This window comes from Pseudomonas sp. TMW22080 (genome assembly GCF_022496745.1).
Lineage (GTDB): Bacteria > Pseudomonadota > Gammaproteobacteria > Pseudomonadales > Pseudomonadaceae > Aquipseudomonas > Aquipseudomonas bubulae.
In genome coordinates this window covers 762,960-778,615 of record NZ_SCFF01000002.1, presented here as the reverse complement: position 1 = coordinate 778,615, position 15,656 = coordinate 762,960, and the positions used below count along the sequence as shown (strand labels likewise).

The window sequence follows — 15,656 nt, the reverse complement described above, 5'->3', positions numbered from 1 at the left end:
CCCTATTTACTTCGTGCGGCACAGCCCGCTCTTACAGGATTAACAGACATGAACTACACCAACCCGAGCAAGCTGCAAGCCGCCATCCTCGACTGGGCCGGCACCGTGGTCGATTTCGGCTCGTTCGCCCCAACCCAGATTTTTGTCGAAGCCTTTGCCGAGTTTGACGTGCAGGTGTCCATCGAAGAAGCTCGCGGGCCGATGGGCATGGGCAAGTGGGACCACATTCGTACCCTGTGTGATCAGCCGCAGATAACCGAGCGCTATAAAAAAGTGTTTGGCCGTGCACCGACCGACGATGACGTCACCGCGATTTATGAGCGCTTTATGCCGCTGCAGATCGAAAAGATCGCCGAGCATTCGGCCCTGATTCCCGGCGCACTGGACACCATTGCCCAACTGCGTGAGCAAGGTATCAAGATCGGCTCCTGCTCGGGCTACCCCGCGCAGGTCATGGCCAAAGTGGTTGAACTGGCCGCCACCAATGGCTATGTGGCCGACCACGTCGTGGCCACCGATGAAGTCCCTAACGGTCGCCCCTGGCCGGCCCAGGCACTGGCCAACGTGATCGCGCTGGGTATTGATGATGTGGGTGCCTGCGTCAAGATCGACGACACCGTACCGGGCATTCTTGAAGGTCGCCGCGCCGGCATGTGGACCGTGGCGCTGGTGTGCTCGGGCAACGCCCTGGGCCTGACCTGGGAACAATACAAGGCACTGGCCCCGGCAACCCTGGACAGCGAACGCAACCGCATTCACGCCCTGTTCGCCGGCTCTCGCCCCCACTATCTGATCGACACCATCAGCGACCTGCCCGCAGTGATTAGCGATATCAACCAGCGCCTGGCCAAGGGCGAGATGCCGCAGAGCAGCTGATAGCTACAGGTTGATAGCTGCAAGCTGCAAGTTTCTGACTTGCGGCTTGCGACTGCTGTAGTCCTAGCGCTCTACCCACCCGGCAAACTGATCGATAAATTTCTGCAAAAACGGTCGGGTTTTATCCGACAGTTTACCGGATGCATCAAACGCATCACCGGCTCCTCCCAGATAGGCCTCAGGCTGCTGCATGCACGGCACATCGAGAAACACCAGCGACTGGCGCAAGTGATGGTTAGCCCCAAAGCCACCAATGGCCCCAGGCGAAACGCTGATCACCGCGCCCGGCTTGCCACTGAACACACTCTGCCCATAGGGTCGCGAACCGACATCAATGGCGTTTTTCAACACGCCTGGCACCGAGCGGTTGTACTCGGGGGTCACAAACAGGATGGCATCGGCCGGGCGGATCTGATCGCGAAAAACCGTGTATGGCGCAGGTGGCGACGCACCATCAATGTCTTCGTTGTAAAGCGCCAGCTCACCGATTTCGACAATAAACAGTTTCAGGCTTGGCGGAGCCAGCTCTGCCAGAGCCTGAGCCACTTTTCGATTGAGGGAATCCTTCCTCAAACTGCCAACCAACACTGCAACGCTGTAGACCTTGCTCATGGAAAACCCCGAGTCAGTAGCTGTAGGAAGAGTAGTTATAGATGATCGGACGGCTTTCTTGCACCCCAGTTCACCCTATCGGCCTGCAAGCCTGTAAAGTAGGGGGACTATTTTTTTCACATGGTTAAACTTCCCCTGCTGAACAACGGTCTACAGAACCGCAAATTGGGTGTTTATCTCCAGAGGTTCTCTACAAATGGCGGCAGTTCTCGTTGGACAATTTCATGCAAGAGATGCGGAAGGTCGCGTCTATTCCGTGCATGAGTTTGAAGATTCACAAGCAACCGGCGATCAACCCGTAATGACCTACAAACTGGCCATTGGCGATCGTGTCAAAAAGAACGATGACAACAACTTCGAGCTGGTGCAGTCGGGTGTCATCCTGGTTCGCGACCCGTCGCCCGTCGTCGCAGCCTGACCTGCCACTCAGGGCGTACAGGTTGAAGTCAAAGGATGAGAGACGGATCAGGCTTCGCAACGCTGAAACCTCATCTGCCGGGCACTGGTGTCCGGCCTCATGATTACGATCCTTTTTGACGACAACAGACGCCGTCAAAAAGGATCAGTATTTGCGAGACAGGACACCAGTATGCGTCTACGCCACATCGAAGTGATTCAAGCCATCTTGCAAACCGGCAACCTCGGCCATGCTGCCGAATTGCTGCAATTGCCCACGGCCACCCTCAACGCAACGCTGCAGGAAGCCGAACAGCAATTGGGCTTTATGCTGTTTGCCAGTATTCGCGGGAGGCTGCAAGCCACCCGCGACACCCTTGTGCTGCAACCCCTTATCAATCAGCTGTACCAGGCTCTTGAGCCTCTGCGCCAGCTGGGCAACGAGCTGCGCCAGCATCAGGAACCGGCCTTGCGCATAGCCTGCAGCGAAACCCTGGCCCAACCGCTGCTGCCTCATTGCATAGGCGCTCTCAGACGGCGCTTTCCCGATACCCCGACAACCTTGAGCAGCCAGCCTTGCGCCGAAATTGTGCGCCGTCTGTTAATGGACGAATGCGATCTGGGCTTGAGCCTGCAGCAATCGGAGCAATCCGGGATCGAATCTCAGCCACTGGTTCAAGGCAAGGTGCAGTTTCTGGCGCCTCATGGCTGGTTGTCACCCAAGCACAAATACATCGCACTGCAAGAGCTGGCGGGACAGGCAATGATCGGCCTGCATCAGCACGACCCGTTGAGCCGCCTGCTCGACAGCAAGCTGCAAGCCTTGCGTCCGGCACCGGTGGTGCAGATTCAGGTGCAGAGTTACCAGATGATGCGCAGCATGGTCGAAGCGGGAGAAGGACTGGCGCTGGTCGACCCGTTCACGGCAGTGGGTGCCAGGGCAAGCGGGCTGGATGTGTGCCCGATCTCACCGGCGATCCCGGTGACGCTCTATGCGCTTACACGCAAAGGCACCCGGCACGGGCTGGCACTGGATGCCTTGCTGGAGATCGTGCGGCAAAAGGCCGAGGCATTGCTGGCGGATCAGGGCTTGGTGGTGCTTTAAAACACGAGCCCTGTAGCAGCCGCCGAACGCAGCCTCGCAGAGCTCGACAACTGCTACAGATCCCTGCGCTCAAATATCAAATACCAGAAAATAGCCACTTCACGGGTCTGTGGGTCAATACCGCGATAGCGCAAATCATCGATGCCCCCTACCTGATACCCGCAACGCTCATACAACCGGCAGGCGCCCAGGTTGTTGTTCTGGGTCTCGAGCATGATCCCCGGCAGGTTTTTTTTATGGCTCCAGAACCTCACCACTTCCAGCAATGACCTGGCCACACCGTGGCGACGGGCGCCCGCGATAACGGCCAGTTCATCGACATGGGCAAAGCCGTTCCAGTGGGTGCTTACAACCACATGCCCCACGGGCTGGTTGTCCAGGTACGCCATAAAGATGTCGCTGCCCTTGCCACCGCGGTAGCTGGCGAACTCATCCGGGTCGATGCCGTAGCACTTGCGATAGGGCGTAATCAGCTCCAGCGGCCAGTGCTCGACCTTTTTATGCCGGTCGGCACGGGCATAGGCACGAACTTCAAAGCTGAAATCGTTGCACCAGACATAGGGCGCAAAACCCTCGTCGGCCAGGCGTACCGAGACTTGAGGGTCTTGGGGGTTGATAACCAGATGCATGAAAAATCCTTCTTTCCTGTCGTCGACGCTGACAATAAGCGGCAGCGGCAGTCAGGTAGGCGCCAGGTTACTGCAGCGTCTGCCCTTTCGCGTCGAGGAGTTGCGCCCACAACGACGGGCCGCCAGCCGATTTGGCAATGGCTTCAAGTCGAGCCGCATGCTCGGTCAAGTCGCTTTCACTTGCACGAATAATCCGGCCCGGTTGACGGTCCGCCGACAGGCGGCGAATTTCGCTGGCCTGATTGCCCGACCCCTCACCCGAGCCATTACCGTCAGAAGCATTCCCGGCCAACGACAGGCTGGTCTGGCCACCGGTCATGGTCAGGTAAACGTCGGCCAGGATCTCGGAGTCGAGCAAGGCGCCGTGCAGCTCACGGCCCGAGTTGTCGACACCATAGCGTTTGCACAGCGCATCGAGGCTGTTGCGCTGGCCCGGGTGACGGGCCCGTGCCATGGCCAGGGTATCGAGGATGGTGCAGTGCTGAGTCAGGTCGGCGCGATCGGTCTGGCCGATCAGGGCAAACTCGTTGTTGAGGAAGCCCACGTCAAACGCAGCGTTATGAATAATCAGCTGTGCGCCCTTGATGAATTCGAAAAACTCATCGGCGACTTCAGCAAAACGCGGCTTGCCCACCAGGAATTCATTGGTAATGCCGTGGACGCCAATGGCGCCTTCGTCACTTTCACGGTCGGGTTGCAGATACACGTGAAAATGGCGACCGGTCAAACGGCGCCCCATCAACTCGACGCAACCGATCTCGATCACCCGGTGGCCGTCGGTGACCGGCATACCGGTGGTTTCGGTATCGAGTACAACACTACGCATGCTTGATTCCCCGTACCTGATCGACCCCACGATTGGCCAACTGGTCGGCGCGCTCGTTGCCGGGATGGCCGATGTGACCGCGTACCCACTGCCATTTCACGGTGTGACGACTGACCTGCTCATCGAGCAGCTTCCACAGGTCGGCATTTTTTACCGGCTCCTTGGAGGCGGTTTTCCAGCCGCGTTTTTTCCAGTTGACCATCCACTCGGTGATGCCTTTCATCACATACTGCGAGTCAGTCACCAGCAGCACCTCACACGGACGCTTGAGCTCTTCAAGCCCGCGAATGGCGGCCATCAGTTCCATGCGGTTGTTGGTGGTATTGGCCTCGCCACCCCAGAGCTCTTTCTCGACACCCTGGCAGATCAGCAAGGCACCCCAGCCACCCGGGCCAGGATTGCCCTTGCAGGCACCATCGGTGAACATTTCAACGCTATCAATCATTGCAAACTATCCAGGTAAGGCTGCTTATGGCCTGACCATCAGCAATGGCCAGCACCTGAGCCGGGCAAACCCGGCCCAACATAAATTTAGGAGTCTGTGTGGCGCCGATTGACCTTGGCCATCTGCAAGGGAATCAGCTTGCCCATCGGTTCCCGGCGCATCGGGTTGACAGGGCGCAAGCCCACCACCATTTTGCGAGCAACCAATACATAGAAGCCGCCACCTGCCAATTGCCAGCTACCGGCCTTGCGTTCCCAGCCGGACAAGCGGCTTTGCCACACTTTGGAAGCAAGCGGCGGACGATAGCACCCGAAGCGGCGTTTCTCCAGCGCAAAGCCCAGCAGGTTCAGCCAGTCGGCGACCCGTGAAGGTGAGATACAGCGTGCCTTGCGCAGGGCATCCTTGGCGAAGACATGGCGCAAGCCCCAGCTGCTCCAGGGGTTGATCCCGACAATCAGCAGGTGCCCGCCAGGGCGTACGCTGCTGGCCGCTTCGCGCAACAGACCGTGGGGCGACAGACAGAAATCCAGCCCGTGCTGCAGCACCACCACGTCGGCAGCGTGCTCGCACAATGGCCAGGCCTGTTCTTCGCAGATGATTTCAACACCCGGTAATGGCGCGCCCAGGCGTACGTTGCGCTGAACCTGCGGGGCCTTGGGCGGGGTGTCGGCAGCAGGGCCGTAATGCACCAGATAGCCGCCGAAAAAGCGCCCCAGCTCGTCCTCAAGCACCCGTTGCTCATCTTCGAGCAACAACTGCCCATGGGGGCCAGACAGCCACTCACGCGCCGAACTGATCAGTGCCAGCCACTCAGGATCAGCCTGAGCCAATGCTTTATCGGTCATTGCTCCTCCAACTCGCCCTTTATCTGTCGCAAGCCCTGACGACGCGACTCGCAATAAAACGTCAACAGCCCCTAAGATGCGCCATTGTTTCACACTTGGGAATTGCACCATGTTACAGATCGACGCCCTGCCCGCCTTCAACGACAACTACATCTGGTTGTTACAGGACACTACCCAAAAGCGCTGCGCCGTGGTCGACCCGGGTGATGCCGCGCCTGTTCTGGAGTGGCTGGCCAGGCACCCGGACTGGGTCCTCAGCGACATTCTGATCACCCATCACCATTTCGATCATGTAGGCGGTGTCGCGCAACTTCACGCACACACTAACGCGAAGGTCTGGGGGCCGGCGCTTGAGACCATACCGGCCCGACAAGTGGCACTCAACGACGGCGACCGCATCGAGGTACTGGGCCTGGAGTTCCAGATCCTGCTGGTACCCGGCCATACGCTTGGGCATATCGCCTACTATCACCAAGACCCGACAGCGCCCCTGCTGTTCTGTGGCGACACCCTGTTCGCCGCGGGTTGCGGCCGACTGTTCGAGGGCACCCCGGAACAGATGCATCACTCCCTGACTCGCCTGGCCGCGCTGCCCGCCCACACCGGCGTGTACTGCACCCACGAATACACCTTGAGCAACCTGCGCTTCGCCCAGGCCGTGGAACCGAACAACCCGGATATTGCCGCGCGTGTAGCGCAAGTCACGCAGTGGCGGGCTGAAGGTCGTATCAGCTTGCCATCATCTATGGCACTGGAACTACGCACAAATCCCTTTCTGCGAGTCCACGAAACATCTGTTAAAGAAAAAGCTGACGAGTGGAACTCCCGCGACAACGACTCGCCCAGTGCGGTCTTTGCCAGCCTGCGCAGCTGGAAAGACAGGTTCTAAAACCGGCCGCGGTCAGAACAAAAATTCTCAACAGTTGACCGCGCCCCCCCTGCTTTCTAGAATCCCCCGACATTTTTTCCTGACTTTTTTCAAAACAATGTCGTCATTTAAAGGTAACTCCATCAATTCAGACGCATTGACGCGCATGGTCAAAGCCATTGCGGTGGCTGTCTGCGCCACGCTCGCGGGCTGCCAGTCCATGGATCATTCGGCGCAGACCACGGAGCGGGCCAGCCTTAAAATCGCCAAACGCATTCCCCAGGATCCACTCTGGCTCAGCCAGAAGCCCAGCCCCCTCCCCCCTCAAGATGTGTGGGAGCGCATGCGCCAGGGTTTCAAGTTGCAGGACGGCCAGAACGTCAACCCCCGAATTGAACAACAGCGCCTGTGGTTTGCGAGCAACCCGTCGTTTCTCGAGAATGCGGGCGAGCGCGGCAGCCTTTATATCCACTACATTGTAGAGCGCCTCGAAGAACGCAATATGCCGCTGGAACTGGCCCTGCTGCCAGCCATTGAAAGCGCCTACAACCCAATGGCGTATTCCCACGCAAATGCGGTCGGGCTCTGGCAGTTCATTCCGTCGACAGGCCGCTACTTCAACCTGCGTCAAACCCGTGCCTACGATGGTCGCCGTGACATTACCGCCTCGACGCTGGCAGCCCTGAACTACCTGAACCGTCTGCATGACATGTTCAACGGCGACTGGCTGCTGGCCCTGGCGGCCTACAACGCTGGCGAAGGTACCGTCAGCCGGGCCATCGAGCGCAACGAAAAGCTCGGCCTGCCGACCGACTACTGGAACCTGCCACTGCCGCAGGAAACCAAAGACTACGTGCCAAAACTGCTGGCCCTGTCACAAGTGGTTCTGGCCCCTGAAGCCTACGGCATCAACCTGAACCCGATCGCCAACGAACCCTACTTCGAAATGGTCGAGATCAAACAGTCCATGGACCTGTCCCGCGTGGCAGCCCTGGCCGAAATCGACGAAGACGAAATGTTCCAGCTCAATCCGGCCTACAAACAGCGCGCCACCACCGATGGCCCCCAGCATCTGCTGGTACCTACGGCCAAAGCCCAGCTGTTGACTGCCAGCCTGTCCAATCTCAGCTCCGACCAACTGGTCAGTCTGCGCCCCAACAAGCCGGTATTTGACAAGGTTGCAAGCACATCCCCAGCTCGCCTGAACCGCAAGTACCGGGTCAAGAGCGGCGACAACCTGACCCTGATTGCCAAGGCCAACAAGGTCAATGTCAAAGACTTGCAACACTGGAACAAGCTCAGCGGCAACAACCTCAAGGCCGGCCAGGTCCTGGTGATGCAGGACACACGCAAGCCCTCGGGCAAAAAGCCGACCCAATACAAGGTCCAGAAAGGCGACTCGCTGTATATGGTGGCCAAGCGTTTCAACGTTGAAATGCAGCATCTCAAGCGCTGGAATCCAAACAGCGCAAAAGCCCTCAAGCCGGGGCAAATGCTGACCGTTTCCAAACCCCGATAAGCACAGCGCTGACATCCCCCGCGGGCAAGCTGATTCCTACACAAAAGTAGGCCGCAGCTTGCCCGTCGTGCTTACCAGCGTGGCCTTTTTCCTACAGATACAAGCTGTTACTGTACGGAAACCTTAAGCCCAATGCCTGGATCGGATCTCTGACTTGACGCGTCCCCTCCTTACGCTATTTATCTGCCTGGCCTTGAGCTTCACCGCCAGCGCAAACCTGAGCGAAAGCCACGGTTATGCGCAGTTCGGCACACTCAAGTACCCCGCCACCTTTACCCATTTCGACTGGGTAAACCCTGACGCCCCCAAGGGCGGCACCTTGAAGGTCATGGCGTTCGGCACGTTCGACACGCTCAACCCCTACACCTTCAAAGGCACCAGCCCGGTTTCGACTCCCAACTTCCTGCAGTACGGGGTCAATGAACTCAATGAAACCCTGATGGCCGGTACGGGCCAATATGCCCCCTCCGGCGATGAGCCAACATCCAGCTATGGTTTGATCGCTCAATCAGTGGAGTACAACGAGGACCGCAGCTGGGTCGTCTTTAACCTGCGACCCGAAGCCCGCTTTCATGATGGGACGCCGATCACTGCCTACGATGTTGCCTTCTCCTACGACCTGTTACTAAAAGAAGGTCATCCGCAGTACCGCACCAATCTTCAGGAAGTCCAGCGGGTCGATATCCTGGGCCCCAAACGAATTCGTTTTGTCTTCAAGCGCTCAGGCAACCCGTTGCTGATTTTGCGCCTGGGCGAACTGCCCGTGTTGCCCCAGCATTACTGGGTAAAGCGCGACTTCAAAGCCACCACCTTCGAGCCACCGCTGGGTAGCGGCCCCTATCGCATTACCCGGGTTACCCCCGGGCGCCAACTGGTCTTTGAGCGCGTCAAGAACTGGTGGGGCGCCAACCTGCCGGTCAACCGCGGCAAATACAACTTCGACCGGGTTGAAGTGGAGTTCTACCGCGACAGCGATGTCGCCTTCGAGGCGTTCAAGGCCCGCGAGTTCGACATCTACATCGAGCACCAGGCCAAGAACTGGGCCAATGGCTATAACTTCCCGGCGGTACGCCGCGGCGATGTGATCAAGGCCGAAATTACCCACCAGATCCCGACACAAACCCAGGGGCTGTTTATGAACAGTCGCCGCGCCACCTTTGCGCAAAACAAAACCCGTGAGGCCCTGGGCCTTATGTTTGATTTTGAATGGACCAACCGCACCCTGTTCAACGGCGCCTACCAGCGCGCCGTGAGCCATTACCCCAACAGCGAATTCTCGGCCAGCGGCATTCCCCAGGGGCATGAGTGGCTGATGCTGTCACCCTGGCGCAGCCAACTACCGCCCGAACTGTTCAACCAGGCCTTTACCTTGCCGCAAACCGACGGCCGCGGCATCCCCCGCGCAACTCTGCGCCAGGCACTGGCACTGCTGGATGAAAGCGGCTGGAAACTGTCGGGCCAGCGCCTGGTCAATAGTGAAGGCAAACCCCTGCGTTTCGAAATATTACTGGTAAACCCGAACCTTGAGCGCATCCTGCAACCCTATGTGGAGAACCTGGCCAGCATTGGCGTCGATGCCCGGCTGCGCACCGTGGATCGCGCGCAATACAAGCAGCGCCTGGACCAGTTCGACTTTGACATGATCCTGATGACCCTTGACCAGACCCTGAGCCCCGGCCTTGAACAGTGGCAGTACTTCCACTCCAGCCAGGCCAACGTCAAGGGCAGCAAAAACTATGCAGGGGTAGCCAGCCCGGTGGTGGACCAACTGCTCGAGCGCCTGCTGGCCGCACGGACCCGCGACGAGCAATTGTCTGCCGGCCAGGCCCTGGACCGCGTGTTGCTTTGGCAGCACTACATCATTCCCAACTGGTATCTGAACTATCACCGCCTGGCGTACCGCAACCGGTTCGCCTTTGTGACTACGCCGCCCTACACCCTGGGCCTCAGCGCGTGGTGGCTTAAGCCTACGGAGAAAAAACAATGATGCCTTTGCGTACATGGCTAAAGCCCCTTGCCAGCTTGTTGTTTGCCGGTTTTGCCTGCACGGCCATGGCCGCTCCCCAGCATGCCTTGACCCTCTATGACGAGCCGCCGAAATATCCTGCCGACTTCAAGCATGTCGACTACGTCAACCCGCAAGCCCCCAAGGGCGGTACCTTTCGCAAGTCTGCGCTGGGCAGCTTTGACAGCCTCAACCCGTTTATCAATAAAGGCGTGCCAGCCGACGACATTGATCTGACCTTCGATACCCTGGCCCGGCAAACCCTCGACGAGCCTTTTACGTCCTACGGCCTGATTGCCGGGAAAATCGAGAAAGCCCCGGATAACAGCTGGGTGCGGTTTTACCTGCGCCCGGAAGCGAAGTTCAGCGATGGCCATCCGATTCGCGCCGAAGATGTCGTATTCAGCTTCGATACCCTGATGAAAAGTGGCTCGCCGCTGTACAAGGGTTATTACAGCGATGTCGACCAGGCCATCGCGGAAAACCCACTGCAAGTGAAATTCACCTTCAAGCACAACAAAAACCGCGAACTGCCGCTAATCCTTGGCCAGCTCCCGGTTCTGCCCAAGCACTGGTGGGAAACCCGCGACTTCAACAAGGGCAACCTGGAAATCCCGCCCGGCAGCGGCCCCTACACCATCGCCGAGATCAAGCCCGGGCGCTCGATCCGCTACGAGCGCAACAAGGACTACTGGGGCAAGGACCTGCCCATCAACAAGGGCCTGTACAATTTTGATGCCATCACGGTCGATTACTTTCGCGACAACAGCGTTGCCTTCGAAGCCCTCAAGGCCGGTCAGTTTGATTACTGGCTGGAGATCAGCGCCAAAAACTGGGCCGGAGCCTACAACTCTCCGGCATTTACTCAGGGCCGCCTGAAAAAAGAAGAAATCCGCAACCACAATCCAACAGGCATGCAGGGATTTGTCTTCAACCTGCGCAGGCCAATGTTCCAGGATGTGCGTGTACGCGAGGCACTAAGCCTGCTGTTCGACTTTGAATGGGCCAACAAGCAACTCTTCAACGGTGCCTATGCGCGCACTGGCAGCTACTTCGAAAACTCGGAAATGGCCGCCAAGGCGCCGCCGACCGAAGCTGAACTGGCCATTCTGGAGCCCTTGCGCGGCCAGATTCCCGAGCAGGCGTTCAGCCAGGTGTTCAAACCCAGCGTCACCGACGCCAGCGGCATGATTCGCGAGCAACAGCGCCGCGCCTACCAACTGCTGCAAGACGCCGGCTGGCGCATCGTCGATGACAAGATGGTCGACGCCCAGGGCAAGCCGGTGAAGATCGAATTCTTGCTGGCACAAACCGAATTCGAGCGCATCCTTCTGCCGTTCAAGCGCAACCTCAGCGACCTGGGCATCGATTTGCAGATTCGCCGGGTCGACACCTCCCAATACCTCAACCGCCTGCGCTCAAGGGATTACGACATGATTGTCGGCAGCTTCCCGCAGTCCAGCTCACCCGGCAGCGAGCAGCGCGAGTACTGGGAATCACAAAGTATCGACAAACCCGGCAGCCGAAATTTTATCGGCCTGAAGGACCCGGCCATCGACCAGTTGACCGAAGGCCTGATCAACGCCGAGTCACGGCAAAGCCTGATCAACCATGCCAGGGCGCTGGACCGTGTGTTGCAGTGGGGCTTCTACGTGATCCCCAACTGGCATATCAAAACCTGGCGCGTGGCCTACTCGAACCATATCGGCCATCCCGAAATTACGCCCAAATACGATATCGGCACCAACACCTGGTGGGCTAAACCTGACGCAAAACCTGCGCCCTCTACCAAACCTTCAAGCGCAAGCCAGGAGCCTTAAATGCTGGCTTATATTTTCAGGCGACTGCTGCTGATCATTCCGACACTGTTCGGGATTCTGTTGATTAACTTCATCATTATCCAGGCGGCCCCCGGCGGCCCGGTTGAACAGATGATCGCCAAGCTCGAAGGCTTTGACGGCGCCACCAGCCGCATCGCCGGTGGTGGTTCGGAAGTATCGGTGGCTGGCTCCAACTACCGTGGCGCCCAAGGGCTGGATCCGGAACTGATCAAGGAAATCGAAAAGATGTACGGTTTCGACAAGTCGGCGCCGGAACGCCTGTGGATCATGATTAAAAACTACGCCCGACTGGACTTCGGCGAAAGCTTCTTCCGCGACGCCAAGGTCATCGACCTGATCAAGGAGAAAATGCCGGTCTCCATCTCGCTGGGGTTGTGGAGCACCCTGATCATGTACCTGGTGTCGATCCCCCTGGGGATCGCCAAGGCCACGCGCCACGGCAGCCACTTTGATGTCTGGACCAGTTCACTGATCATCATCGGCTACGCCATCCCGGCCTTTCTGTTTGCCATCCTGCTGATCGTGCTGTTTGCCGGGGGCAGTTACCTGGACTGGTTCCCCCTGCGCGGCCTGACGTCCAACAACTTTGACGAACTGAGCCTGGGCGGCAAGATTCTCGATTACTTCTGGCATCTGGCATTGCCCGTTACGGCACTGGTTATCGGCAACTTCGCCACCATGACCCTGCTGACCAAAAACAGCTTTCTCGACGAGATCAACAAACAGTATGTCGTCACTGCCAAAGCCAAGGGCCTGACCAACCACCGGGTGCTCTATGGCCATGTGTTCCGCAATGCCATGCTGCTGGTTATTGCCGGTTTCCCGTCGGCCTTTATCGGAATTTTCTTTACCGGCTCACTGCTGGTCGAAGTGATTTTCTCCCTCGATGGCCTGGGCCTGATGAGTTTCGAGGCCGCGATCAATCGCGACTACCCGGTTGTATTCGGCACCCTGTTTATCTTTACGCTGGTCGGGCTGGTGGTGAAGCTGATCGGTGACCTCTCATACACCCTGGTCGATCCGCGTATCGACTTTGAAAGCAGGGAGCATTGAGATGAAGCTATCCCCCCTCAATCGACGCCGTTTTGCCCGTTTCAAAGCCAACAAGCGTGGCTGGTGGTCGCTGTGGATCTTCCTGGTGCTGTTCGGGCTCAGCCTGAACGCCGAGTTCATTGCCAACGACAAACCGCTGGTGATCAATTACGACGGGGAGTGGTATTTCCCGGCGCTCAAGCGCTATCCAGAGACCGACTTCGGCGGCGAATTCCCCCTCGAAGCCAACTACAAAAGCCCGTATATCCGTGAACTGCTGGCCAAGAAAGATGCCTGGGTTGTGTGGCCACCCATCCCCTACAGCTATCAAAGCATCAACTACGACCTGAAAGTCCCTGCCCCTGCACCGCCCTCCGCCGAGAACTGGCTGGGCACCGACGACCAGGGCCGCGACGTGCTGGCCCGAGTGATTTATGGCTTTCGCATATCGGTGCTGTTCGCCCTGACCCTGACGGTACTGAGCTCCATCATCGGCGTGATCGCCGGGGCCTTGCAGGGCTTTTATGGTGGCTGGGTCGACCTGGCCGGTCAGCGCTTTCTGGAAATCTGGTCAGGCTTGCCCGTGTTGTACCTGCTGATCATTCTCGCCAGTTTTGTGCAGCCCAATTTCTGGTGGCTGCTGGGCATCATGCTGCTGTTCTCGTGGATGAGCCTGGTGGACGTCGTGCGCGCCGAATTCCTGCGTGGGCGCAATCTGGAGTATGTGCGCGCCGCCCGCGCCCTGGGCATGCAGGACATGGCCATCATGTACCGCCACATCCTGCCCAACGCCATGGTCTCCACCATGACCTTTATGCCGTTTATCCTCACTGGCGCCATCGGCACCCTCACTGCCCTGGACTTCCTGGGCTTCGGCCTGCCCCCGGGCGCGCCGTCGCTGGGCGAACTGGTGGCCCAGGGCAAGTCCAACCTGCAAGCGCCCTGGCTGGGCATCAGTGCATTCGCAGTGCTGGCCATCATGCTCAGCCTGCTGGTGTTTATCGGTGAGTCCGCTCGCGATGCCTTCGACCCGAGGAAATAAGATGACGCAGGACAATCTGATCGAAGTGCGCGACCTCAGCGTCGAGTTTGTAGCGGGTGACACACCGCAGCGGGTGGTGCAAGGCGTCAGTTTTGATATCAGGCGCGGCGAAACCCTGGCCCTGGTGGGCGAAAGCGGTTCGGGCAAATCGGTGACCGCGCACTCGATCCTCAGGTTGCTGCCCTACCCCCTTGCACGCCACCCCAGCGGCAGCATCGCCTACGGCGGCCAGGATTTGCTCAGCGTGGACGAGAAAAAGCTGCGCAACATTCGCGGCAACCGCATTGCGATGATTTTTCAGGAGCCCATGACCTCCCTGAACCCGCTGCACAGCATTGAAAAACAAATCAATGAGGTGCTCGGCATTCACAAGGGGATCACCGGCAAGGCCGCTACCCTGCGCACCCTGGAGCTTCTGGAGCTGGTAGGCATACCCGAGCCTCACAAACGCCTCAAGGCGCTGCCACACGAGCTCTCAGGGGGTCAGAGACAGCGCGTGATGATCGCCATGGCCCTGGCCAATGAACCCGAACTGCTGATTGCCGACGAACCTACCACCGCCCTGGACGTGACCGTTCAGCTTAAAATCCTCGACTTGCTCAAGGATCTGCAAGCCCGCCTGGGCATGTCGTTGTTACTGATCAGTCACGATTTGAACCTTGTACGAAGAATTGCGCATCGCGTATGTGTCATGCAGCGCGGTTTAATCGTCGAACAAGCATCGTGCGAGCAGCTGTTCCGTTCGCCGCAGCATCCTTACACCCGGGAACTGCTCAGCGCAGAGCCCAGCGGAGGCCCGGCCAGCACCATTGCCGGTCCGCCATTGCTGCAAGTCGAGGACCTGAGGGTATGGTTCCCGATCAAGAAAGGCCTGCTGCGCAAGACCGTCGATTACGTGAAAGCGGTGGACGGTATCAATTTCAGCTTGCCCCAGGGGCAGACCCTGGGAATTGTGGGTGAAAGCGGATCGGGCAAATCAACGCTGGGCCTGGCGATTTTGCGTCTGATTGCCAGCAAGGGCCTGATCAGCTTTGAAGGCAAACGGCTAGACTGTCTGTCACAGAAAGAAGTCAGGCCATTGCGACGGGAAATGCAGGTGGTATTCCAGGACCCGTTTGGCAGTCTCAGCCCGCGCATGAGCGTCAGCGAGATTGTCGGTGAAGGGTTGCGCATTCACCGTATGGGCACCGAAGCGGAACAGGAAAGTGCAATTATTGAAGCCTTGCGAGAAGTAGGTCTGGATCCGGAAACCCGGCACCGTTACCCTCACGAGTTTTCAGGCGGACAACGGCAAAGAATCGCCATTGCCCGCGCACTGGTGTTAAAGCCGGAGTTGATATTGCTGGACGAGCCAACCTCTGCGCTGGACCGCACAGTACAACGCCAGGTTGTTGAACTGCTGCGCTCACTGCAAGCCAGGCACAACCTGACGTATTTGTTTATCAGCCATGACCTGGCTGTCGTCAAAGCGCTGAGCCACCAGTTGATGGTGGTCAAGCATGGCCAAGTGGTCGAACAGGGTGATGCGCAAAGTATCTTTGCCTCACCGCAACATCCATATACACAACAGCTGCTGGAAGCCGCCTTTTTGGCACCAGTGGCTGTCGATTAACCT

The 15,656-nt window shown here is 58.4% G+C and carries 15 protein-coding genes; 10 read left to right on the top strand and 5 right to left on the bottom strand.

The annotated features are described in order from the left end of the window. Positions 1-48: 48 nt before the first annotated feature. Positions 49-876 carry a phosphonoacetaldehyde hydrolase gene (phnX, locus tag EQV96_RS09975; protein WP_095001692.1) on the top strand — a complete coding sequence of 276 codons (828 nt, stop codon included), beginning with the start codon at positions 49-51 and terminating at the stop codon, positions 874-876. A 63-nt stretch (positions 877-939) separates the two neighbouring features. Here the strand turns inward: phnX and EQV96_RS09970 are convergent, their stop codons facing one another. Further along, positions 940-1,488: an NAD(P)H-dependent oxidoreductase gene (locus tag EQV96_RS09970; protein ID WP_095001693.1), complete on the bottom strand. Its 549-nt coding sequence runs from the start codon at positions 1,486-1,488 to the stop codon at positions 940-942. Between the two features lie 196 nt (positions 1,489-1,684). Here EQV96_RS09970 and EQV96_RS09965 point away from each other — a divergent pair, with 196 nt between their 5' ends. Both EQV96_RS09965 and EQV96_RS09960 read left to right on the top strand, forming a co-directional pair. Further along, complete coding sequence (locus EQV96_RS09965) at positions 1,685-1,906, top strand: hypothetical protein (RefSeq protein WP_095001694.1); 222 nt, start codon at positions 1,685-1,687, stop codon at positions 1,904-1,906. A gap of 171 nt (positions 1,907-2,077) precedes the next feature. After that, positions 2,078-2,989 carry a LysR substrate-binding domain-containing protein gene (locus tag EQV96_RS09960; RefSeq protein WP_095001695.1) on the top strand — a complete coding sequence of 304 codons (912 nt, stop codon included), beginning with the start codon at positions 2,078-2,080 and terminating at the stop codon, positions 2,987-2,989. 53 nt (positions 2,990-3,042) lie between these two features. On the opposite strand, the gene EQV96_RS09955 is transcribed toward EQV96_RS09960, so the two are convergent. The 4 genes from EQV96_RS09955 to EQV96_RS09940 all read right to left on the bottom strand — a co-directional run bounded on the left by EQV96_RS09955 (position 3,043) and on the right by EQV96_RS09940 (position 5,734). After that, positions 3,043-3,618, bottom strand: coding sequence for a GNAT family N-acetyltransferase (locus EQV96_RS09955; protein ID WP_095001696.1), 576 nt, complete (start codon positions 3,616-3,618; stop codon positions 3,043-3,045). 67 nt (positions 3,619-3,685) lie between these two features. Beyond that, positions 3,686-4,444: a DNA polymerase III subunit epsilon gene (gene dnaQ, locus EQV96_RS09950; protein WP_095001697.1), complete on the bottom strand. Its 759-nt coding sequence runs from the start codon at positions 4,442-4,444 to the stop codon at positions 3,686-3,688. After that, positions 4,437-4,889 carry a ribonuclease HI gene (gene rnhA / locus EQV96_RS09945; protein WP_095001698.1) on the bottom strand — a complete coding sequence of 151 codons (453 nt, stop codon included), beginning with the start codon at positions 4,887-4,889 and terminating at the stop codon, positions 4,437-4,439. Before rnhA ends, dnaQ begins: the two co-directional genes overlap by 8 nt. A gap of 86 nt (positions 4,890-4,975) precedes the next feature. Continuing rightward, positions 4,976-5,734 (bottom strand): class I SAM-dependent methyltransferase, encoded by a 759-nt coding sequence (locus EQV96_RS09940; protein WP_095001699.1) that lies wholly within the window; start codon positions 5,732-5,734, stop codon positions 4,976-4,978. Between the two features lie 109 nt (positions 5,735-5,843). Here EQV96_RS09940 and gloB point away from each other — a divergent pair, with 109 nt between their 5' ends. The 7 genes from gloB to EQV96_RS09905 all read left to right on the top strand — a co-directional run bounded on the left by gloB (position 5,844) and on the right by EQV96_RS09905 (position 15,653). Next, positions 5,844-6,623 carry a hydroxyacylglutathione hydrolase gene (gene gloB / locus EQV96_RS09935; RefSeq protein WP_095019317.1) on the top strand — a complete coding sequence of 260 codons (780 nt, stop codon included), beginning with the start codon at positions 5,844-5,846 and terminating at the stop codon, positions 6,621-6,623. A gap of 97 nt (positions 6,624-6,720) precedes the next feature. Next, positions 6,721-8,121, top strand: coding sequence for a lytic transglycosylase domain-containing protein (locus tag EQV96_RS09930; protein ID WP_095001701.1), 1,401 nt, complete (start codon positions 6,721-6,723; stop codon positions 8,119-8,121). Between the two features lie 154 nt (positions 8,122-8,275). After that, positions 8,276-10,108, top strand: coding sequence for an extracellular solute-binding protein (locus tag EQV96_RS09925; protein WP_095022902.1), 1,833 nt, complete (start codon positions 8,276-8,278; stop codon positions 10,106-10,108). After that, positions 10,105-11,946 carry an extracellular solute-binding protein gene (locus EQV96_RS09920; protein WP_095038675.1) on the top strand — a complete coding sequence of 614 codons (1,842 nt, stop codon included), beginning with the start codon at positions 10,105-10,107 and terminating at the stop codon, positions 11,944-11,946. The genes EQV96_RS09925 and EQV96_RS09920 overlap by 4 nt, the downstream gene beginning before the upstream one ends. Then, positions 11,947-13,020 carry a microcin C ABC transporter permease YejB gene (locus EQV96_RS09915; protein WP_095019319.1) on the top strand — a complete coding sequence of 358 codons (1,074 nt, stop codon included), beginning with the start codon at positions 11,947-11,949 and terminating at the stop codon, positions 13,018-13,020. A gap of 1 nt (position 13,021) precedes the next feature. After that, positions 13,022-14,041, top strand: a complete 1,020-nt coding sequence (locus EQV96_RS09910) for an ABC transporter permease (protein WP_095019320.1) — start codon at positions 13,022-13,024, stop codon at positions 14,039-14,041. Between the two features lies 1 nt (position 14,042). Further along, positions 14,043-15,653, top strand: coding sequence for an ABC transporter ATP-binding protein (locus EQV96_RS09905; RefSeq protein ID WP_095038674.1), 1,611 nt, complete (start codon positions 14,043-14,045; stop codon positions 15,651-15,653). Positions 15,654-15,656: the final 3 nt, after the last annotated feature.